At 57.0% G+C, this 21,303-nt stretch carries 19 protein-coding genes; 12 read left to right on the plus strand and 7 right to left on the minus strand.

Going from position 1 to position 21,303, the window contains the following annotated elements; genetic code table 11:
• The first annotated feature begins 77 nt into the window (after window positions 1-77).
• The 8 genes from MARLIPOL_RS11435 to MARLIPOL_RS11470 all read left to right on the plus strand — a co-directional run bounded on the left by MARLIPOL_RS11435 (window position 78) and on the right by MARLIPOL_RS11470 (window position 10,602).
• A complete protein-coding gene (locus MARLIPOL_RS11435) occupies window positions 78-2,288 on the plus strand; it encodes an FAD-dependent oxidoreductase (protein ID WP_012138277.1) in 2,211 nt (736 codons plus the stop codon).
• Window positions 2,254-3,225, plus strand: coding sequence for a radical SAM protein (locus tag MARLIPOL_RS11440; RefSeq protein WP_036191500.1), 972 nt, complete (start codon window positions 2,254-2,256; stop codon window positions 3,223-3,225). The genes MARLIPOL_RS11435 and MARLIPOL_RS11440 overlap by 35 nt, the downstream gene beginning before the upstream one ends.
• Before the next feature lie 290 nt (window positions 3,226-3,515).
• Window positions 3,516-4,928 carry a sodium:solute symporter family transporter gene (locus MARLIPOL_RS11445; RefSeq protein ID WP_012138280.1) on the plus strand — a complete coding sequence of 471 codons (1,413 nt, stop codon included), beginning with the start codon at window positions 3,516-3,518 and terminating at the stop codon, window positions 4,926-4,928.
• Window positions 4,921-5,877 (plus strand): metallophosphoesterase family protein, encoded by a 957-nt coding sequence (locus tag MARLIPOL_RS11450; protein WP_012138281.1) that lies wholly within the window; start codon window positions 4,921-4,923, stop codon window positions 5,875-5,877. Before MARLIPOL_RS11445 ends, MARLIPOL_RS11450 begins: the two co-directional genes overlap by 8 nt.
• A gap of 149 nt (window positions 5,878-6,026) precedes the next feature.
• A complete protein-coding gene (ectA, locus tag MARLIPOL_RS11455) occupies window positions 6,027-6,542 on the plus strand; it encodes a diaminobutyrate acetyltransferase (RefSeq protein ID WP_012138282.1) in 516 nt (171 codons plus the stop codon).
• A 167-nt stretch (window positions 6,543-6,709) separates the two neighbouring features.
• Window positions 6,710-7,978: a diaminobutyrate--2-oxoglutarate transaminase gene (gene ectB / locus MARLIPOL_RS11460; protein ID WP_036191503.1), complete on the plus strand. Its 1,269-nt coding sequence runs from the start codon at window positions 6,710-6,712 to the stop codon at window positions 7,976-7,978.
• A gap of 51 nt (window positions 7,979-8,029) precedes the next feature.
• A complete protein-coding gene (locus MARLIPOL_RS11465; protein ID WP_012138285.1) occupies window positions 8,030-9,472 on the plus strand; it encodes an aspartate kinase in 1,443 nt (480 codons plus the stop codon).
• Window positions 9,473-9,606: 134 nt separating this feature from the next.
• A complete protein-coding gene (locus MARLIPOL_RS11470; RefSeq protein WP_012138287.1) occupies window positions 9,607-10,602 on the plus strand; it encodes a sigma-70 family RNA polymerase sigma factor in 996 nt (331 codons plus the stop codon).
• On the opposite strand, the gene MARLIPOL_RS11475 is transcribed toward MARLIPOL_RS11470, so the two are convergent.
• From MARLIPOL_RS11475 to pdxH, 4 genes are all read right to left on the minus strand, one after another.
• A complete protein-coding gene (locus tag MARLIPOL_RS11475; protein WP_012138288.1) occupies window positions 10,589-11,038 on the minus strand; it encodes a DUF3429 domain-containing protein in 450 nt (149 codons plus the stop codon). The genes MARLIPOL_RS11470 and MARLIPOL_RS11475 overlap by 14 nt on opposite strands.
• A gap of 147 nt (window positions 11,039-11,185) precedes the next feature.
• Window positions 11,186-11,767: a DNA-3-methyladenine glycosylase I gene (locus tag MARLIPOL_RS11480; protein WP_012138290.1), complete on the minus strand. Its 582-nt coding sequence runs from the start codon at window positions 11,765-11,767 to the stop codon at window positions 11,186-11,188.
• A 17-nt stretch (window positions 11,768-11,784) separates the two neighbouring features.
• Entirely contained in the window at window positions 11,785-12,540 is a 756-nt protein-coding gene (locus tag MARLIPOL_RS11485) for a 4'-phosphopantetheinyl transferase family protein (RefSeq protein ID WP_012138291.1), read from the minus strand.
• On the minus strand, window positions 12,509-13,144 hold the full coding sequence (pdxH, locus tag MARLIPOL_RS11490; RefSeq protein ID WP_012138292.1) for a pyridoxamine 5'-phosphate oxidase: 636 nt from the start codon (window positions 13,142-13,144) through the stop codon (window positions 12,509-12,511). The genes MARLIPOL_RS11485 and pdxH overlap by 32 nt, the downstream gene beginning before the upstream one ends.
• 123 nt (window positions 13,145-13,267) lie before the next feature.
• On the opposite strand from pdxH, the gene MARLIPOL_RS11495 reads away from it, so the two are divergent.
• Entirely contained in the window at window positions 13,268-16,081 is a 2,814-nt protein-coding gene (locus MARLIPOL_RS11495; protein WP_036191509.1) for a DUF748 domain-containing protein, read from the plus strand.
• Here the strand turns inward: MARLIPOL_RS11495 and MARLIPOL_RS11500 are convergent.
• Entirely contained in the window at window positions 16,078-16,917 is an 840-nt protein-coding gene (locus tag MARLIPOL_RS11500) for a substrate-binding periplasmic protein (RefSeq protein ID WP_012138294.1), read from the minus strand. The two genes, MARLIPOL_RS11495 and MARLIPOL_RS11500, sit on opposite strands and share 4 nt — an antisense overlap.
• 106 nt (window positions 16,918-17,023) lie before the next feature.
• Between MARLIPOL_RS11500 and yfbR the strand changes: the two genes are divergently transcribed.
• Window positions 17,024-17,617, plus strand: coding sequence for a 5'-deoxynucleotidase (yfbR, locus tag MARLIPOL_RS11505; RefSeq protein ID WP_012138295.1), 594 nt, complete (start codon window positions 17,024-17,026; stop codon window positions 17,615-17,617).
• 7 nt (window positions 17,618-17,624) lie between these two features.
• On the opposite strand, the gene MARLIPOL_RS11510 is transcribed toward yfbR, so the two are convergent.
• Both MARLIPOL_RS11510 and MARLIPOL_RS11515 read right to left on the minus strand, forming a co-directional pair.
• A complete protein-coding gene (locus tag MARLIPOL_RS11510) occupies window positions 17,625-18,662 on the minus strand; it encodes an SPFH domain-containing protein (protein ID WP_012138297.1) in 1,038 nt (345 codons plus the stop codon).
• Between the two features lie 5 nt (window positions 18,663-18,667).
• Window positions 18,668-19,123, minus strand: a complete 456-nt coding sequence (locus tag MARLIPOL_RS11515) for an NfeD family protein (RefSeq protein WP_012138298.1) — start codon at window positions 19,121-19,123, stop codon at window positions 18,668-18,670.
• Window positions 19,124-19,285: 162 nt separating this feature from the next.
• On the opposite strand from MARLIPOL_RS11515, the gene MARLIPOL_RS11520 reads away from it, so the two are divergent.
• Together MARLIPOL_RS11520 and MARLIPOL_RS11525 are read left to right on the plus strand one after the other, a co-directional pair.
• A complete protein-coding gene (locus MARLIPOL_RS11520; protein WP_012138299.1) occupies window positions 19,286-20,101 on the plus strand; it encodes an SDR family NAD(P)-dependent oxidoreductase in 816 nt (271 codons plus the stop codon).
• A gap of 107 nt (window positions 20,102-20,208) precedes the next feature.
• A complete protein-coding gene (locus tag MARLIPOL_RS11525; protein WP_012138300.1) occupies window positions 20,209-21,300 on the plus strand; it encodes a GGDEF domain-containing protein in 1,092 nt (363 codons plus the stop codon).
• The last annotated feature ends 3 nt before the right edge of the window (window positions 21,301-21,303 follow it).

Raw genomic sequence — 21,303 nt, forward strand, 5'->3', positions numbered from 1 at the left:
AATGTCAATTTTTCTGTAACACTTTTTCCACTCGCGTGTCTTAGCGGCGCCAGTTTACAGGTAACAAGGATTACTTCATGACATCGAAAAAATGGATGCTGGTCGCATTGATCGCGGCGGTGGTCATCGGGTTTATCGTCAGCGGCGGTGATGAGCTGCTGACGTTGCAGAACCTCAAGGATAACCAGCAGCTCCTGGAAAACTGGATTGAGCGGAACCTGGTGGGTGCGGTGCTTGGTTTTGTTGCAATCTATGTGGTGGTTACGGCGTTGTCGCTACCCGGAGCTGCCATCATGACACTGGCTGGAGGGGCTTTTTTTGGCAATATCTACGGTCTGGCTGCAGTGTCTGTTGCTTCTACCATCGGTGCTTCCCTCGCCTTTCTTGTCGCCCGTTTTCTGATCCGGGACACGTTGCGTAAACGTTACAGGGAGACCGTCGCCAGGATGGATCGCGGTATTAAAAAGGACGGCGCCTTTTACCTGGCGACACTGCGGCTGGTGCCGGTGTTTCCGTTCTTCCTGATCAACCTCGCCATGGGGCTGACCGCGATGAAACTGCGCACCTATGCGCTGGTGAGCTGGGCGGCGATGCTACCGGGCACGTTTGTGTTCGTGAACGCCGGCACCCAGTTGAGTCAGATCCAGTCCACCGGGGATATCCTGTCGGCTGAGCTCCTGTTGTCCTTTGCCTTGTTGGGGCTGTTCCCGCTGATCGCAAAATTTGTTGTGGGCTTCATCCGCCGTCGTCGGGTGTACGCCGGCTGGAAAAGGCCCGAATCGTTTGATTATAACCTGCTGGTGATTGGTGGCGGTTCCGCTGGTCTGGTATCCGCCTACATTGCCGCCGCCGTGAAAGCCAAGGTAGCCCTGATCGAAACACACAAAATGGGCGGCGACTGCCTGAACACCGGGTGCGTGCCCTCCAAGGCATTGATTCGCAGCGCCAAGGCGGCAGATACCCTTCGACATGCCAATCGTTACGGGCTGGAATCGGTGCCGGTGAAGGGCTCATTCAGGAACATCATGAATCGAGTGCAGGAGGTGGTTGCCAAGGTGGAACCCCACGACTCCCCCGAGCGCTATCGAAAACTGGGGGTGGATTGCATCTTTGGCGAGGCCAGCTTCGTATCTCCCTGGGAGCTGGAAGTAAAGCACAACGACGGTCGGACCGAACGGCTGACAGCACGGAGTATCGTGGTCGCCACGGGTGGCAAGCCGGCCATGCCACCGATACCGGGGCTTGAGGATATGAACCCGCTGAATTCGGACAACCTGTGGCAATTGCAGGAACAGCCGGAGCGTTTGCTGGTGCTGGGCGGCGGCCCCATTGGCTCTGAGTTGGCCCATGCCTTTGCCCGGCTGGGAAGCAAGGTGATTCAGGTGGAGATGGCGGATCGGCTGCTGATGAAGGAAGACGTCGAGGTCTCCGAGCTGATCCGTAAACAGTTCGAGCGGGATGGGATCGACCTGAGGCTGAGCCACGCCGCAAAAGAGTTTGCGGTCGAGGACGGGGAGAAAGTGGCGTACTGCGAGCATCAGGGCGAACGCATCCGGATTGCCTTTGATGAGGTGCTGGTGGCTGTCGGTCGCACGGCCAATACCAAAGGCCTGGGCCTCAGTAACATCGGCGTCGAGACCCTGCCCAATGGCACCGTGCCGGTAGAGGAAGACATGAGCCTGCGCTTCCCCAATGTATTTGCTTGTGGTGATGTGGCTGGCCCTTATCAGTTTACCCATGCGGCAGCCCATCAGGCCTGGTACGCGGCGGTGAACGGCCTGTTCGGCCAGTTCAGGCGTTTCAGGGTGGATTACCGGGTCATGCCCTGGGTCACCTTCACCTCACCGGAAGTGGCCCGGGTCGGGCTCAGCGAGGCCGAGGCGAAGGAGCAAGGGATAGCCTACGAGGTTACCCGCTATGAGTTGGACGATCTGGACCGTGCCATTACCGAAAGCGAGGATTATGGCTTCATCAAGGTACTGACACCGCCGGGCAAGGACAAGATCCTGGGGGCGGTGGTGGTTGGTTCCCACGCTGGGGAAATCCTCGCCGAATTCACCCTGGCGATGAAGCACGGCCTGGGCCTGAACAAGATTCTGGGAACGATTCACCCGTACCCGACCTGGAACGAATCGGCCAAATACGCTGCCGGCGAGTGGAAACGCGCCCACGCACCCCAGGGCATTCTGAACCTGCTGGAAAAGCTGCACGGCTGGCGCCGTGGCAAAAACACGAAAACACCAAGGAGCACCTATGCCCCTGACCGAAACCCGACCGGCCCGAAGTAAGCGAATACCGGCCGTGGAAGTCCTGGAGCCCAGGGCGTTCGACAGTTGGACCCATACCCGCAACGGCGAACCGCGTGGTTATATTGATGCGGACAAGCTGAAGGAGCTGTGGATTCACACCGGCACCGCCTGCAACCTGGCCTGCCCGTTCTGCCTTGAAGGCTCTCACCCCGGTGACGGTCGGATTCCGGGCATGAAACTGAGCGATGTGAAACCGTTTATCCACGAAGCCATCGACATGGGCGTGGAGCAGTTTTCCTTCACCGGCGGCGAGCCGTTCGTGATCCGGGATTTTGTCAATATCCTCGATTACGCGAGCCAGCACCGGCCCTGTTTCGTTCTGACCAATGCCACCGAGCCGTTGTTAAAGCGTCGCCACCAGGTGTTGCCGTTGCTGGATAACCCCTACGAGATCCACTTTCGGGTCAGCCTGGATTTCCCGGACCAGGCGCGTCACGACAAGGATCGCGGCGAAGGCAGTTTCGATCAGGCGTTGGAGGGCATCCATTGGTTGATCGAACAGGGCTTCAAGGTGTCCATCGCCCGCCAGACCGATCCCGAGGAAGTTCCCGCCGACGTCGAAGCGGCGTTCCGCAAGATCTTCCGCGAATGGCGTATTCCCGAGAACCTGGCGTTCACCGCCTTCCCGGATTTGGGTACACCGGGTTCCGAAGACGGCAGCCCGGAGATCACCGAAACCTGCATGGAGAAGTACCCGACCAAGGAAAGCCGGGCTCATTTCATGTGCACGTACACTCGGATGCTGGTGAAAAAAGGCGATCAGGTTCGGGTGTATGCCTGCACGCTGGTGGACGATGATCCCCAGTACGATCTGGGCGGCACCCTGGCCGAGAGCATGGACGAGCGCATCATGTTGCGGCATCACCGGTGTTTTGCCTGTTATCGGTTTGGTGCCAGTTGTTCTGAGCCTGGCTGATTTTCTGGGCTCCCTCTGTAGCCTGCGAGCTCGGAGTTACGGCCTTTGGGGTTGGGGAGACCTTCCAAAACGAGAACCGTGGCTTCTCTGACTGTTTTGGAAGGTCTCCCCAACCCCAAAGGCCTTGTCTGACTGAAGTGGTATTTCAGACGGCAATTGCCAAAGACGGTGGCCGGTAAGGGGGGGTATGGTTTTCCAAAACATTCAAAGAAGCCACGCTTCTCCGTTTTGGAAAACCATACCCACCCCTTGCCGGCCTGCCCCCAAAGACAAAGAACCGGAAATAAACAATGAACTTCACTGAAGCCTCCCTGTTCTGGGGATTTTTGTTGGTATACGGCGTGGTTATGTATGCCCTATCGCCGAAGAGCAAGAACGCGAATTCTTTTTACAAAGGCGCTGATGATCATGGTAACCCGGTGGGTCAGTGGTCACTCACGGCGAGTATTTTTTTCAGTTGGATTTTTGCCAAGTCGGTGACCAACGCCGCCAATCTGGGTGCGGCCTATGGTGTGGTCGGTGGTCTGGCCTATGCCAGTTACTGGTTGTCGATTCCGGTGGCCGGTTATGTGATTTATCTGATTCGTACTCAGACCGGAGCCCGTAGCCTGCAGGACTTTCTGACCTCCCGCTTTGGGCGGCTGGCCAGTCTGGCGTTTGCGGCGGCGATTCTGATTCGTCTGTACAACGAGGTGTGGAGTAACACCGCCGTGGTGGGCGGTTACTTCGGGTTGCCGGGTGAATGGGAATATTATGCGGCGGCGATGTTGTTCACCGTGTTTACCCTGGCCTACAGCCTTAAGGGCGGGTTGCGGTCATCGATTTTCACCGATGTGATTCAGGCGTTTGTGTTCGTCTTCTTTGTCGGTGCGGTGTTGTTCCTGATCATTCCGGCCAACGATACCAGTGCCCTGTTGAGTAATGGCGAGTTCAAGCTTAACGCCGGCTTTGATCTGCTTCTGGTGGCCTTGCTGCAGCTGTTCAGCTACCCGTTCCACGATCCGGTGCTGACCGATCGGGGCTTTGTGAACAAGGAAAAGACCATGCTCAAGAGCTTTGTGGTAGCGGGGCTGCTGGGCTTTGTGGCGGTGTTTATCTTCAGCCTGGTGGGTGTCCACGCACGATTGAACGGTATCGACGCCATGGGCAATGCCCCGGCCGCCGTGGGGCAGTCATTGGGGCTGGCGGCGTTGTTCTTCATGAGTGTGGTGATGATGACGTCGGCAGGCTCAACGCTCGACTCTACCTTTACCTCACTGGCGAAATCGCTGGCGGTGGATTTGCCACGGTTGGCTCAGCGCGCGAAGGACAGGCTGCCAAGCATGCGGGTCGGCGCGGTGGTGATGATCGTGTTTGCGTTCCTGGGTAACCTGCCGATGTTTGCCGGCACCGATATCCTCAAGGCCACCACTATCTCTGGCACCATGGTCATGGGGCTGGCGCCGGTGTTCCTGTTCTATGGTTTCACCCGCTGGTCGCCCTGGAGCTTCCACCTGAGTTTCTGGACCGGTCTGGGGCTGGGCGTGCTGCTGGCCACCGGGTTGATTCCCTCTGGATGGGCGATTGGTGAAGGCAAATACGCCATGCTCCTGGGCGTGAATGCCTACGGCTTCCTGATCTGTTCCGCCGGGTTCTTCTTGCCGCTGGTGTTAAAACGCCTCGCTGGCAAGTCTCTGGCAGCCAGTGGTGTCGGACATGGCTGACCTTGAAGGTCGTAGTTGCCCATTGGCGTATCGCTACCACCCTGCTGCTCTTTGTCAGAACGTCAGTCAGGTTTCCGAGGATGTGCTGTTTATCATTGGCGGGCTTTACGGCAACCCCTTTGCCCTGGATGAAATCGAGCAGATGGCGCTGGCGGAGGAGCGCCAGGGCCATCGGGTAAAACTGGTCTTCAATGGCGACTTCAACTGGTTCAATGCCAGTGACACGCTGTTCCGGCAGATCAATAACCGGGTGCTGGATCATACGGTTATCCTGGGCAATGTTGATTTTGAGTTGGCGACGCCCAGCGTCGGGGCTGGTTGTGGTTGCGCGTATCCGGACTATGTCGACCAGAGCGTGGTTGAGCGTTCAAACCGAATAATAGAGCGGCTTCAGGCGCTGGCTGATAAGCACCCGGACATACAAAACCGGTTGTCCGGATTGCCGAGGTATCGATGCCTGATGTTTGGAGGCCTAAAGATTTTGGTGCTGCACGGTGACCCGGAGTCGCTGGCGGGTTGGGGGCTGGCTCACGAATCTTTCGCTGCGGGTAATGAGCCGGTACTGGAAGCCTGGTTCCGGGCGTCGGGGGCGGACGTGATGGTGTCTACCCACACCTGCCTTCCCGCAATGTGGTCGGGGATGGTTGATGAGCGGTTTCGTATGGTCGCCAATAATGGCTCTGCGGGCATGGGCAATTTGCTGTCGGATTCCCGTGGACTGATCACCCGGCTTGGCTTTACAAGCCCCCTGGCCGAGCCTGTGGCAGGCATTGAGCATCGTGGCCTCAATGTGTCGCTTATGCCTGTTTCCTATGATCTTGATGCCTGGCTGCAACAGTTTGATCAGCTCTGGCCTGCTGGTTCACCGGCGGCGGTGTCCTACCGAAACCGTATTATCACGGGCACGCCCCTGTGCCCGGAACACATCGTTTTTCCTTCCATTTCGTAATCAATTTGTCACTGGCGGTTGCTTCAATTCGGTCTATTCTAATAGGACACACGTAGCCTGTTCGGCGTGGGTCAATCAGGCTCAACTTGAAATATATTTTGTGGTCTATATAATTTAACCCTAATTTTTTGACGCGAAACGATCACGTTATGACATCAGAAGGCTCGAATACCACCGCCATCACCCTTCGCACACCTGTGAAAGATGATGGCTACAGGCTCCACCAGCTGGTGGCTGAATGCCCTCCGCTGGACCCCAACTCGATTTACTGCAACCTGTTGCAGTGCAGCCACTTTGCCGAGACCGGCGTGGCCGCGGAGAAGGACGGCGATCTGGTCGGCTTTATCTCCGGATACATCCCTCCCCAACAGCCCGAAACCGTGTTTGTCTGGCAAGTGGCCGTTCACGAGAAAGGTCGTGGACAGGGTCTGGCCAAGCGGATGCTGAAAGAGATTGTGGCCCGGGACGCGTGCAAGAACGTGACGCACATGGAAACCACCATCACCGAGGACAATGAAGCATCCTGGGCGCTGTTCCGTTCATTTGCCCGTGATCTGGGAGCCGAGCTCACCTACCACGAGCACTTCGAGAAAGAGACCCATTTCGGCGGCAAGCACGAATCCGAATTTCTGCTGCGCATCGGGCCTTTCACAAAGCCAGTCTGAGAGTCTGTTACTGACCAGGCGTCAATGACCGCTATCCGGAGTAGCCGGCAGACTACTGAGGTAGGTCTGCCACAAGGCTTTAACCAATGTGCGGCTGGCTGATCGTGACTGAACCCGATGGACAGCCCCACATCTACCTCGAACCTGACATGCTAAGAGGCAAGACAATGGAACTTTTCAAGTCGACCGAATCTGAAGTACGCGTTTATTCCCGCGCCTTTCCGGTGATTTTTAACCGCGCCAAGAATGCGCACCTGTACACCGAAGATGGCAAAGAATATCTGGATTTTCTCGCTGGTGCCGGTTCCCTGAACTACGGCCACAACAACGACATCCTCAAGAAAGCGCTGCTTGAGTACATCGAGGCTGATGGTGTCAGCCAGGGCCTGGACCTGTTCACCACCGCCAAGCACGACTTCATCGAGTCCTACAAGAATCACATCCTGGATCCCCGTGGCCTGGATTACAAAATCCAGTTCACCGGCCCTACCGGCACCAACTGTGTGGAAGCGGCCATGAAACTGGCGCGCAAGGTCAAAGGCCGTAGCGGTATTATCTCTTTCACCAATGGCTTTCACGGTGTGACCATGGGTGCCGTTGCTGCAACCGGTAACAAGCATCACCGGGGTGGTGTCGGTACTCCGCTGGGTAATGTCGATTTCATGTTCTACGACGGTTACCTGGGTGATGACGTAGACACCCTGGAAATCATGGACAAGCTGCTGTCTGACAGCTCTTCCGGTGTTGAACTGCCGGCCGCCGTGATTGTTGAAGCGGTCCAGGGCGAAGGCGGCCTGAATGCGGCCCGTGCTGAGTGGCTGAAAGGCTTGTCCGAGCTGTGCAAGAAGCACGATATCCTGCTGATCCTGGACGATATCCAGGCAGGTAACGGGCGCACCGGTGAATTCTTCAGCTTTGAATTCGCTGGCATCAAGCCGGACATTGTCACCGTTTCCAAATCTCTCAGTGGTTACGGCCTGCCTATGGCGCTGGTGCTGTTCAAGCCGGAGCTCGACGTCTGGTCGTCCGGTGAGCATAACGGTACCTTCCGCGGCAACAATATGGCCTTTGTAACGGCTCGTGCAGCGGTAGAGACTTACTGGAAAGACGACGCCTTTGCTAACGAGGTGAAGGCCAAGACCAAGGTACTGGGCGATGCCCTGCAGGCGATTTGCGACAAGTACCCGGGTGAGTTCAAACTAAAGGGACGCGGTTTGATGCGTGGTATTGAAGCCACACATGCCGATGTGACGGGTCCGATTACCAAGCGTGCTTTCGAGCATGGCCTGATTATCGAAACCAGTGGTCCCAACGACGAAGTGATCAAGTGCCTGATGCCGTTGACCACGAGCGAGGAAGACCTGAAGAAAGGTGCCGAGCTGCTGGCAAGAAGTGTGGACGAAATCATGCAGGAAGGGATCAGCAAGGCGTCGTAAGACGCCTTCCACATCCGGACATTCATTCTGCAGGATAATGAAGACGACACTATGACTACCCAACAACATACCGTAGAAAAGATCGGCGGCACCTCGATGAGCAACTACGAGGCCGTCCGTGACAACATCATCATCGGTGGACGCAGCAAGGAAGATCTGTATCAGCGCATTTTCGTGGTGTCCGCCTACGGTGGCGTCACTAACGAGCTGCTGGAGCACAAAAAGACCGGCGAGCCCGGGGTATATGCCTTGTTTGCCGATGCTGAGTCTGACTGGGCCTGGGGTGACGACCTCACCAAACTGGTCAAGTTCCTGACCGATATCAACGGTGAGCTGTTTGAGGATCCCATGCTCAAGCAGCAGGCGGACCAGTTCATCACCGACCGTATTGAGGGTGTTCGCGGTTGCCTGATTGACCTGCAGCGTCTGTGTTCCTATGGCCAGTTCCAACTGGAAGAGCATCTGCTGACGGTGCGTGAAATGCTTGCCGGTATCGGTGAGGCGCACAGTGCCTTCAACACCGCACTGAAGCTTCAGCAGGAAGGCATCAACGCCCGCTTTGTGGATCTTACCGGTTGGCGCGACAATGAATTGCTGCCTCTGGATGAGAAGCTGAAGCAGGCGTTCGATGCAGTCGACCTGACCCGCGAACTGCCCATCGTGACCGGATATGCCCAGTGCAAGGAAGGCCTGATGCGGACCTTCGATCGTGGCTACAGCGAGATGACCTTCAGCCGGGTGGCGGTGATCACCGAGGCCCGTGAAGCGATTATTCACAAGGAATACCACCTGAGCTCCGCCGACCCCAATATCGTTGGTGCCGACAAGGTCGTTCCCCTGGGGCGGACCAATTATGACGTCGCCGACCAACTGGCTAACCTGGGGATGGAAGCGATCCACCCCCGTGCCGGCAAGGGCATGCGTCAGAATGAAATCCCGCTGCGGGTGATGAACACCTTCGAGCCCGAGCACACCGGTACCCTGATCACTGGCGATTACGTCAGTGAGAAGCCCCAGGTGGAAATCATTGCCGGCGCCAAAGGCGTGTTTGCCATTGAGGTGTTCGATCAGGACATGCAGGGTGAGCCGGGCTCCGATCGACGCATCCTCGATGTGTTGAGCCGCTTCAAGGTGCGTTTCATGTCCAAGGACACCAACGCCAACACCATCACCCACTATGTCGGCAGCACCCTGAAGCACGTTAAGCGAGTGGTCAAGGCGCTGAAGGAAGAGTTCCCGAACGCGGAGATCAATACCCGCAAGGTGGCGGTGGTTTCGGCCATTGGCAGTGACATGAAAGTGCCTGGTATCCTGGCCCGCTCCGTAAAGGCCCTGGCAGACGAGGAAATCAGTGTCCTTGCCCTGCACCAGTGCATGCGTCAGGTGGACATCCAGTTTGTGGTGGATGAAGATCACTATGAGAAGGCCATCGTTGCCCTTCACGGTGCTCTTATTGAGCCACACAATCACGAGTACGCCATCGTCGCGGCCTGATGACCGGTCTGAATCAACCCCGGCCGGAATGATCATTCCGGCCGGGGCAATATCGTTTGTCCTGCCTCTCCGAGGAAATCCACCCCCCACCCTCCGTCGTATCCTTCAGTACATTCTTGAACGGTACCAACGCCATGACCAAATCCGTCAGGCTGGGACCGTCCCCGACCATAACCCCAAATAGTGAAGCGGATTCTCTGGTGGGGCTGTACTTCAGGGATGCGTCCCGGTATGAACTTTTAGGAGACAAGGGCGAACAACGTCTGGTTCGTCAACTCACGCGCTGTTATCAGGTGATTGGCCGGGAGTTGGCTTTGCCTGAGGAAACCCCGCAGACCTACCGCGATATCGTGGGCAGTTTCGGCGATGCCTGTGCTTTTTCAACCCGAAGCCGCCGTGCCTATCATCTTGCCCGCGCATGCCGCAGCAGGCTGGTTGAGAGCAACCTGCGCCTGGCGGTTCACATTGCCCGCCGATACGGTCAATACGGTATTCCGATGGCTGACCTGATCCAGGATGCGAACATTGGTCTGATCAAGGCGGTGGAGCGTTTTGACCCGACCAAGGGATTTCGTTTTTCTACATACGCCTACTGGTGGATCAGCGAAGAGGTGAAGCGTTGTCTCCAGCGTGGCACCCGACTGGTGCATACGCCGGAAAATGTAGTCGATGAGATCCGGCAGCTGCGCAAGGTGTCCATGCGGTTGCATCAGGTCCTGGGGCGGGCGCCGCTTCAGAGTGAGCTGGCGCGGGAAATGGAGGCTTCGCCTTCCCGTATTGGTGAACTCCGCGCACTGGCGAGCCGGGAGCTGTCCGTCGATGCACCGGTCTCTGGTTCTGAAGCCATCACTCTGGGTGACAGTTTGAGTGCCAATGATCAGTTGGCGCCTGAGCATTCCATGGAGCAGCGTGACCGGAAGAAGACGCTGGCGGAGATCCTGGGGGAGTTAACGGAGCGGGAGCGTTCAGTGCTATCTCGTCGGTTCGGGCTGGGAATGCCGCAGCCGGACACCCTCCAGATCATTTCTGACGACCTGGGCATCAGTCGCGAGCGGGTGCGACAGATTGAGAAGGGTGCTATCCGGAAAATCCAGTCAAAGCTGGGGGTGGAGCCCCTCAGTGAGTCGTGAAAAACCAGGTGCCGGCAGCGACCTGACAGGCGACAACAACAGCAGTGAGCACCAGCCGAAGTTTCAGGTACCACGCCGGCCAGAAGGCCTTCATCCATCGAACGTCGACATAGTAAAGAGCGAGATAGGCTGTGGTATACAGCGCAATCTGCCACGCTGTTGTGAGCAACAGGCCAAGACCGGCGGACAGAAAGAAAACCTGGCTGAGCAGCATGGTTACCAGGGGCGAGAGCGGGTAGCACCGGTTCTCCAACTGCATGGCAATGGGCCAGTAAACGCCGCCCATAAAGGCCAGAACTCCCGCGCTGTACAGATAGAACCAGCCGATGATAGCCACGCTGTGCGCCGGGATGAGAAACAGCGAAACAATGGCTGCAACGAAGGGCAGCAGGCCGAGAAGGCCTACGAGAATCGCAAGTCGGGCTACGGCAATCACAATGCTTTCCCCAGCCAGTATGGACCAAAGGGCCGTTTCACGAGGGTGATGTGGTGGCTATTACTGAATTCGTCGAATGCTATTTTCACCGTGGTGCTCCGGGGTGACGTTTTACGCCAGTATTTACGATACCCGGTAGCAATAGGATCAATTCCCCAGAGCCTGACATTCCGTGTGTTGCGGACAGCTGACAAGGTGATCATTGACCATGCCGGTGGCCTGCATAAAGGCGTACACGATGGTCGGCCCGACGAAGTTGAAGCCGGCTTTTTTGAGCGCGCGGGACATGGCTTCAGCCTCAGCGGTGGTCACCGGCACTTCTGACAGGCTCTGCCAGTGATTCTGAATCGGCGCGCCACCTACAAAAGACCAGAGGAAGTCACTGAAATCAAAGCCCTGTTCCTTCAGGTCCAGATAGCTTCGGGCGTTGCGGATAATTGATTTTACTTTCAGTCGATTGCGGATGATTCCGGGGTTGCCCAACAATTCCTCCACTTTTTTGTCGTTGTAGTGGGCAATCTTTTCCGGATTGAAGTTGTCGTAGGCGGACCGGTAACTGTGCTGCTTGCGAAGAATCGTGATCCAGCTCAGACCGGCCTGCTGGCCGTCCAGGCAAAGCTTCTCGAAGAGCGCGAGTTCATCGTACTCGGGTCGCCCCCATACCGTGTCATGGTATTCGGTATAGAGGGGGTCGGTGCCACACCAGGGGCAACGGTTGTTCTCATCCATAAGATCTCCTTTTCGGGTCAGTTGCCGGGCTCGATGGGGCGGTGCCAACTGAAGGGCAAAGGGCTCTCCGTCGGAACCACTCTGTCTAGGTCCAGATCGGCTGTTGGTCCGGCCAACAGCCCTCCGGAAGGCAGTAATATATGGTCACGCTGGTAAACCAGGGTTACCAGGAAGCCTTCCAGCTCGCCGCTGGCGGCTTGCCATCCGGAGTCATGGCGGTCGCCGTAAAGGCTGAAATCCGGTCGAACTTCCAGTGTTTGAAGATTGCCGGCTATGCCCCGCCCTGTGGCTTTCAGCCAGGCTTCCTTGAGTGTCCACACCCGCAGGAAGTCTTCATGGCTGTCATTGGCCAGCAGCCAGTCCTGCTCTGTCCGGGTGAACCAGCGCCGCACCACTTTTTGCCAGTGCGGGTGTCGGTTAAGAGGTTCCAGGTCCAGGCCAATACCTGGCTGGTCACTGACAGCGCAGCCTGATATTCCACCACTGTGGCTCAGGGACAGGTGCCAGCCCTTCGGCCGCACCGAGGCTACAGGGCGGCCGCTGACCGGTTCGCACTCCCGTGCCGGGCATTTAGAACCATGCCCGATAGCCTGTCGGATCAGCCAGCGGCTGCTCAGGTACTCACGCTGTCTGGGACCCGAAAATTTGGCCACTGTGGTCCGCTCGTATTCGGTCAGCCAACGCGGACAGGGCAAGGCACTGGCCTCTGGTTCGGGGCATAGCCAGACCGAGGGTGCCATGTCAGGGTTGCAGCCGCTGGATGTGCCAGCCATCACCTTGCCTCACGTATTCAAAACGATCGTGCAGGCGGCTGGGCCGACCCTGCCAGAATTCAATTCGTTCCGGTATCACCCGGTATCCGCCCCAGAAGCTGGGCAGCGGGATTTCGCCCTCGCTGAACTTGCGCTTGATTTCAGCCACTTTCTGCTCAAGTAACCCGCGGGACGTAATGGCCTTGCTTTGCTCCGACACCCAGGCGCCAATCTGGCTGCCCCTTGGACGGGAGGAGAAATAACGCAGAGATTCGGCCTTACTCACCTTTTCCACCGTGCCCTGGATCTTCACCTGGCGGTTTAGCGCAATCCAGGGGAATAACAGGGCCGCTTTGGGGTTTTGTTCCATCTCCAGGGCCTTACGGCTGCCGTAGTTGGTATAGAATACAAATCCATGGTCATCATAATACTTCAGCAGCACAGTCCGTAGGTCCGGCATCGAATCGCTGCCGGCTGTGGCCAGGGACATGGCGTTGGGCTCCAGGATGCCCGCGGCTCGCGCGTCATCAAACCAGGTATGGAACTGTCTTATCGGGCTTTCATCCAGCGCGTCCCGGTCCAGGCCTTCACTCTCGAAGTCGCGTCGCATGTCACTGATATCCATCGGATGGATCCTGTCGTAAAGGGTGAGTCTTCAGTACTATTGATACCATTAGAATACGGTGGTCTATTCTTTCAGGATTGACGGGTTATGGAAACTGACGGGCAACAATCGGGGAGTTCTGGCGTGTCCAAGGCGCAAACGCGAAAGCCGATGTACAGGAAGGTGTGGTTCTGGTTGGTGGTGCTGCTGGTCGCGTATACGCTGGCCGGTTTTTTTCTGCTGCCCTGGTGGCTGCAGCGGTTTGTGCCGGAACAGCTGGAACAGCGAATGGGCTGGCAAGCACAGGTCGATGAGGTCCGCACCAATCCTTTCAGCATGAGCGTAGATATCCGCACACTGACGGCGGATGACGCGGATGGTGAGAAAGTGGTCGGGTTCGACCGGCTGTTTGTCGATCTGGGATTCTGGAAGTTGTTTACCGGTGTGGTGGGAATGCAGGCCATTGCGCTCGAGGAACCCTTTATCCGTCTGGATCTTCTGGACGATTACAGTGTGAACTTCGCCAGGGACTGGAGCGACGCCAACCCTGCCGTGACTGAGCCTGAGCCAGAGCAAGCAGAGGACGACACGTCCACGCCGCCGAAACTGTACTTCCAGCAAATCACCGTTAATGGCGGTGAGCTGCTGTTCCGGGATTTCAGCAAGGAAGAGCCCGCCGAATTCCGGATCTCTCCTCTGGATCTGACACTGAACGATCTTGCCACCTGGCAGCGGGATGATGCCCAGAGTAATTATTATCTACTGGCAGCGCTGGGTAGCCAAACCATCGAGTGGGAAGGCGACCTGAGCATCAATCCTATGTATTCAAAGGGCTTTCTGCGAATTGCGGATGTCGACCACGCAACGCTGAAGCATTTTTTGAAGCCGTATCTACCCTATGAGCTGAGGGGCGGGAATGTCTCCGTCAGTACGAACTATGAATTGAGTGTGGCGGAACAGTTATACCTGACGACCTCGGATGGCTTGCTGGAACTTGAAGAACTGGCACTGGCCCTGGACAAAGATCAGGAGGAGGCTGCACTCACCAACGGGCGTCTGTCCGTCGATCAGATTCGTTTCAGCCTGACGGGCCGCAGCGCGGACATCGGCATGATCACTGTGGATGCCCTGGACCTGGCTTTGGCCCGCAGTGCCGAAGGTGAGATAGACCTGCTGGTTCCGCTTCAGCAGGACGCGGAAGACGAGACCGACACCGATGCCTCGGAAACCGGCGATGGCGGATTCCTGTGGTCGATTGCCGGGATAGAACTGAATAACAGCCGGGTGCAATGGCGGGATCTCCAACCAGATACTCCGGCGGATATCACGGTTGAGGACCTGTCCCTGACCCTCGGTGGTGTTAGTCACGAGTTGGAGGAGCCCGTTCGTTACCGACTGCAGGGGACGCTTGCCAAAGGTGGTTCGCTCGGGCTGGAGGGGCAGGCCACGATACAGCCATTTACCCTGGAGGCCGGCGTAACCGGTTCCGGTGTGCAGCTGGCGACCTTTGAACCCTATATCCTTGAGGCGGCGAACCTGAACGTGCGAAGTGGACAGCTGGCCGTGGATGGCAACCTGGATCTGGATGGCCAGAAGGAGCCGCTGACCGGTACGTTCAGCGGCACTGCGGAAGTGTCCGGACTCAACCTGACTTTGCCTGACTCCAATGACCCCTTGCTGGCCTGGAAAACACTTCGTCTGGCACCGCTGGAATACAACGTGCATCCGGCCCGCCTGGAAATCGGCACCATTACTCTGAGTCAGCCTGCGGTGAACGTCGTGCGCGGTGGTGACGGTCTGCATAATATCGAGCGAATCATCCAGATGTCTGGTGCGCCAGCGGAGTCGAAAGCTGAGGCGCCGGAGGAGGAAGAGGGTGGCGATCCAGATTTTATCTTCCGCATAGAGCAGTTGTTGCTGGAAGAAGGGGATGTGTCCTACACCGACCGAACCCTTGATCCGGCGTTCACCACCAGGTTCGATGAACTTAACGGTACCGTCACCGGGATCAGTAATATTGTGCCGCAACAGGGCAAAGTCTCGTTGCGAGGTCGGGTTGATGGGATTTCCGACCTGAGCTTTGAAGGGACCCTGGGCACCCTTGGCACTGATGACGTCAGTCAACTGAATCTGGACATGAAAAACGCATCCCTGCCGAATCTGTCGCCCTATTTCGGGCGCTATCTCGGGTATGGGGTGGACAGCGGTAAACTCAATGTCGATATGAACTATGAAATTGCGGGCAGTCGTATCGACGCCACCAATATGATCGTGATGGACCGACTGGAGTTGGGACAGCCGGTGGCGAGCGAAGAGGCTGTGAGTGCACCCGTGAAGCTGGGACTGGCGCTGTTACGGGATCGCAAGGGTGTGATTGAAATCGATGTCCCGATCAGCGGCAACCTGGATGATCCCGATTTCAGTGTCGGAAAAGTGGTGATGCGAGCGTTTGTGAACATCCTCGCCAAGGCGGCGGCCTCTCCCTTCAGCGTGCTGGGATCGGTTGCGGAGTTGGCGGGTTTGTCTGGAGAGGAGCTGAGTCAGGTCAATTTCCTGGCCGGCCAGGTCTCGTTGGCAGAGGGTGAACAGGCGAAACTGGATGCCCTTGCGGATGCACTGACGGAGCGGCCGGCACTGTTGCTCAATATCCGGGGTGTGGTTGCACCGGAAGCGGATGGATTGGCCCTGCTGAAACAGCGTCTGGAGGAACAGGGTGGTGGAAGCCTGAGTGAAGAGGCCTGGGGGCAGGCGCGTCAGGAGTACCTGGCCGGAGATCGCTCATTACCCCCGGAAGCCCTGGGCAACCTGGCCTCTGCGCGAGGCGTCTGGCTGCGGCAACAAATGCTGGAAGAGTATGGCGTTGCGCCCAAACAGCTGTTTTTACTGGACCCTGTGCGGAATGCTACAGCTGACGACCAGGGACGGGTCGCTGTCGAGTTTGCACTGGATGCGCGTTAGTCGGCTTGAGTGCTTCGGTAGGGAAAACTGGTCAGGAAATTCGGTGGTAACTGAAGGCCCCACTGTTCAACGAGCAGCCGGTACTGCCCGCTTTCCATGAGCGGTTCAAACAGGCGAATCATGTCTTTGGCATCGACGGGGGCGTCAGGATGGGTAATGATTGACAGGCGGTAGGACTGGTCAGGAACCTCGGATACCAGAAAGGTATCCCAGTCTTCCGGGTGGCGCTCCAGATATTTCTGAAGATAGGCGCGGCTGACAATCGCGACTTCTGCAACGGAAGGCCTGTCGGCCTTGATCAGGTTGATGTTGCGGCGATGGCTGTCGGAAAACTCGATATTGAATCGTTTCTCCAGTTCCGCATTGTTGGTTTCCAGATCGGCGAAGCCGTAGTGGTATCCGGAAATGGCGACAATGTGCCGCTTGCTCACGTCATCAAAGAAACTCAGGTCACGGTCGGGTTTCTTGAGGGCCAGGTAGACATCTTCATCGGTCAGGATCGGCATAGTGGCGTTGAATTCGTATTTTCTCCAGCCCCATTCCGGACTCTCGAAGAAAATGACATCGTACAGACCGGCCTCGAAATCCAGGTGACGTCGCTGGGGCGAAGTGTGAATGATCCTGAACCGGATGTCCTGATGGGCCTCGCCGACGCGCTCCAGCGTGTCAGCCAGCAAGCCCGTGACGTGATTGCCCTCTTTGATACTGGCAATGGGAGGGAAGTTATACACACCTACCCGGATCTCTGTCTCGGCACTGGCTACAGACAGGTTCGGTCCACCCGCGAGAATGGCCGCGACAAGAATCGTATTTCTGAATAGTTGGACAGGTGACACAATAGCGATCCCGGGGTATTGGTGTAAGCGTCTTCCAGAGTACTGTTACAGTATTCTAGTCATAAAGGGTCAAGTATAGACACATGAGCAAAAGGAAGCAGTTATTGTGAGTCTCCCCCTGAGTCATTTTTTTGCCTATGTCTCCCGTTTACGCTGGATCAAGCGTTGGGGATTGATGCGTAATGCGATCGAAGAGAACGTCGCCACCCATTCCTGGGAGGTCGCGACCCTGGCCCACGCTCTGGCATTGATTCGTAACCGGCATTTTAATGGTTCGGTGAATGCCGACCGGATTGCGGCGGCGGCGCTGTATCACGATGCCACCGAGGTGATTACCGGTGATATGCCGACGCCGGTCAAATACCATTCGCGGGTTATGCGTGTGGCGTTCGGAGATATCGAGCACAAGGCAGAGGCGGAATTGCTGGCGCTATTGCCGGACGACCTCAGGGAAGACTTCGCTCCCTATCTCAGGGAGTCTCAGCTGTCGGCAGAAGAGCAGGAATTGATCAAGGCCGCGGATCGGCTGTCAGCCTGGCTGAAATGTCAGGCCGAGATTCGCACCGGTAACAAGGAATTTGAACCCGCCGCCGAGCAGATCGCACGACGGCTGGACCAGGATGGGTTACCCGAGGTTGCCTACTTTATGGAGGTGTTCGCTCCCGGTTATCAGCAACCTCTGGATAACCTGCTGGGGTAATGCCCGTTCAGGAAGCAGCGCCCGAGGAAGCTACCATGCCGCCGCGCAGACCATCACGCTGCACTGACTGGCGCACCAGGTCTTCCGGGCTGCCCGCCAGCTCACGGAACATACCCATAGAACCCAGCAGCGCGGACGATTCGTAGGGAACGAATACCCGCTCGCCATCCTTGGCCATGTTTGGCAGTACCTTGATGTAGCTCTGACCCAGAAGGTAGCCGATAACCGTCTGTTTGTTCTCTTCCGATTCACCCATGGCGCTCAGTACCAGGCGAATGGATTCCTGTTCGCCCTGGGCACGCAGGATGGCTGATTCCTTGTCGCCCTGGGCGTTGAGGATGGCGGACTCCCGTTGACCCTGAGCCATGGCAATGGCGGCCGCCTTCTCACCTTCCGCTTCCGTGACGGTGGCACGACGCTTTCGCTCAGCCGCCATCTGCAGGCGCATGGCTTCTTCCACTTCCTCAGGCATGCTGATGTCCTGAACTTCCACCCGGGTCAACTTGACTCCCCATTTGGAGGCCGGTTCTTCCATTTCCGCCTGGATGGCGTTATTGACCTCGCTGCGGGACTCGAACAACTTGTCCAGTTCCATCTTACCGACCACCGAGCGGAGGGTCGTCTTCGCCAGCACTTCCACCGCCTGGCTCATATTTGCCACTTCATACACGGCGCGACGGGGATCAATGATCTGGTAATACAGGGCACCATTGATCTTGACCGTCACGTTGTCGGTAGTGACCACCGGCTGGCCGGGAAAGTCCATCACGGTTTCACGGCGGTCGATACGAACTTCATCGCTGGTGACCGGGTGGTAGTCGTCCCCCATGCGCATGTAGCGAATCATGGTGATGGGGCGAGGGCGTTCAATAAACGGGATGATGATGTTAACACCACTCTCCAGTATCCGGTTGAAGGAACCCAGGCGCTCAATAACCATGACCTCGGACTGGCGCACGATCACCAGACCTTTGGCAATAATAGCGATACCGATGACGACCAGAACCAGACTGATAATCAGTCCGGGTGTAATGAATGCTTCCATACTGTTTACTCCGTGAGATTGACGCAGTGGACAACGGCGGTGGTGCCGTCGAATCGTTCAAAAATGACTTCCGTGCCTTCTGGCAATTCCGCCACGCCGGTATCGCTGGTACGAATCCGGTAGAAATCGCCGTTGACCTTGATGCCGATGGCGCCGTCGAAATCCCGTCGCTCGCAATGGTAGCGACGACCATGTTCAACGCCGGTGCCCGTGGTGCCATAGGCAACGCCTTTCGGAGAAAACCGGGGGCGAAGCCAGAGGATGGCGACAGGGACGAGAATGCCGGAAAACACGCCCATACCTACCAGTTGCCATTCGAAAGACACGCCGAGGAATGCCAGTGCTGCCGTCAGCGCCGCTGCGACTCCCAGGGCCAGCAGCACAAGGACGCCGGAGGCAAGTTCCGCCAGGCTCAGGACCAGGGCCAGAATCAGCCAGAAATGAGAAAGACTCCATTCCATACAGGTAATATCCGTCAGTGGTTGGTTTGCAAAGTCGCGATGGATTGTAGCATGGCTCTCTCGGTTGGCCTGAGTGCCCGGTACCGGCGACCTCTTATGCCATGTTCAGGAACCGGACACCTGTTAGAGTAAATACTTTAAAACAAAGAAGAGGCCCCGGCCATGAAAGATCTGAAGAACAAAGTTGCAGTGGTTACTGGTGCAGGCTCGGGCATCGGTCGTGCGCTCGCCAAGTCATTGGCTGCCCGTGGTTGTCGCCTCGCCCTGTCGGACGTGAATGAAACCGGCCTGGCGGAAACCGTGAAGGCGCTGGATGGCGCTGACGCCAAAACCTACAAGCTGGATGTGTCCAGCCGTGACGCCATTTACGCCCATGCGGAAGAAGTCGCCAAGGATTTTGGTCAGGTGAACCTGGTGATCAACAACGCCGGTGTTGCGCTGTCTGCCACCGTCCGTGAAATGACCGATGACGATTTCAAATGGGTGATGGACATCGATTTCTGGGGTGTTGCCCACGGTACCCGTGCCTTCCTGCCCCATTTGATTGCGTCCGGTGACGGCCATGTGGTCAACGTATCCAGCGTGTTCGGCCTGATTGGTGTGCCCAAGCAAAGTGCCTACAACGCCGCCAAGTTTGCCGTGCGTGGCTTTACCGAGGCCCTGCGTCAGGAAATGCAGCTGGAAAATCAGCCGGTAGCAGTCAGCTGTGTCCATCCCGGTGGTATTCGCACCAACATCGCCAACGCTGCCCGCATGGGCAAATCGGAAAATGCCGATGCCCAGCGCAAGGGTTTTGACAAGCTGGCGATGACTACGCCCGAGAAGGCCGCGGAGATTATTGTAAAAGGTATTCTCAAGAATGAATCCCGCATTCTGGTAGGCCCGGATGCCTGGGGAATTGATGCCATCAACCGTCTGCTGGGGTCCGCTTACCAGCCGCTGGTAGCGAGATTTTCGCGCAAGAACCTGTATGTCTGAGGCATAATGTAATCTGTAGCAGGTTGCGATTGGATCGCAATCTGCTGTACATTTTACATACAGAGTATTACTTCTATACTTGCTGTTCATCTAGGGAAAGAGTCAGCATGAATACGCCTCATCATTCCGATCTGGGGGCTACACTGGAACTTAGCCGCTCGGGTCTACGCGACAATCATCGCCGCTCGTTAATGCGGTTGTTGTTTCTGGTCACCGGTTTGTCACTGGTGGTTTTCGCCTGCCTGCAATTACTGAATGGATTCTGGTGGGTCGCAACCATTGAGTTTTCCGCCAGCGCCCTGCTGCTTTTTGGCGTGGCCCGCCTGCGCACATCCCCTCACCTCCAGCAATGGATTTATGGGTATCTGGTGACCCTGTTTTCCTTTTTTCTGGTGATCATGCTTTTACCGGAGGCCTCGGTGTCGGCGTTTGTCTGGGTGCTGATGATGCCGGTGCTGGCATACCTGCTGCTGGGCAAGCATGAGGGGTTAATTCTGAGTGTGCCCTTCATGATTGTGGGTTGTGTCATCTATTTTATTCACCTTGGGGCTGTTGGCAGTGCCCAGGTGATGATCGACCTGCTCAATATGGTCTTTTGCGGCGCCCTTATGCTCACCTTCGTGCATATGTACGAGATTCGCCGGGAAGAGGCGGAGCAGCGGCTGGTCACCATGGCGCAGACCGACGCCCTGACCGGTCTGTCAAATCGCAACAGTTTCCAGCATAAATTGAACCGTACAATCGCCGAGTGCGAGCGAAGTGGCACTGGATTCGCTCTGGTGATCATGGATATTGACCATTTCAAGATGGTGAACGACAGCATGGGGCATGACGCCGGGGATCATGTGTTGCGAAATATTGGTCAGTGCCTGCTGGAACGCTTGCGGATGACGGATTCCGTTGGCCGTCTCGGTGGTGAGGAGTTCGGCCTGATACTCAGAGATGTCAGGCCTGCCGACGCATTTGAGTTGATGGATGCGCTGCGCCAGCGTATTGCTGACAGCGAGCTTGCCTATGGTGAGTCCCGTATCCGCGTCACCGCCTCTTTTGGTATTGCCCAATGGCCGGATCATGGCCGGCAGGCGGGAGAATTGTTTCGCGTGGCCGACCGTTGCCTGTACAGTGGTAAGCGCGCTGGCCGTAACCGGGTGGCGCCCGTGGGACCGATAACACCGAGAGGTGAAATGCTTACTGGCTGAGGT

Source organism: Marinobacter lipolyticus SM19 (assembly GCF_000397065.2).
Lineage (GTDB): Bacteria > Pseudomonadota > Gammaproteobacteria > Pseudomonadales > Oleiphilaceae > Marinobacter > Marinobacter lipolyticus.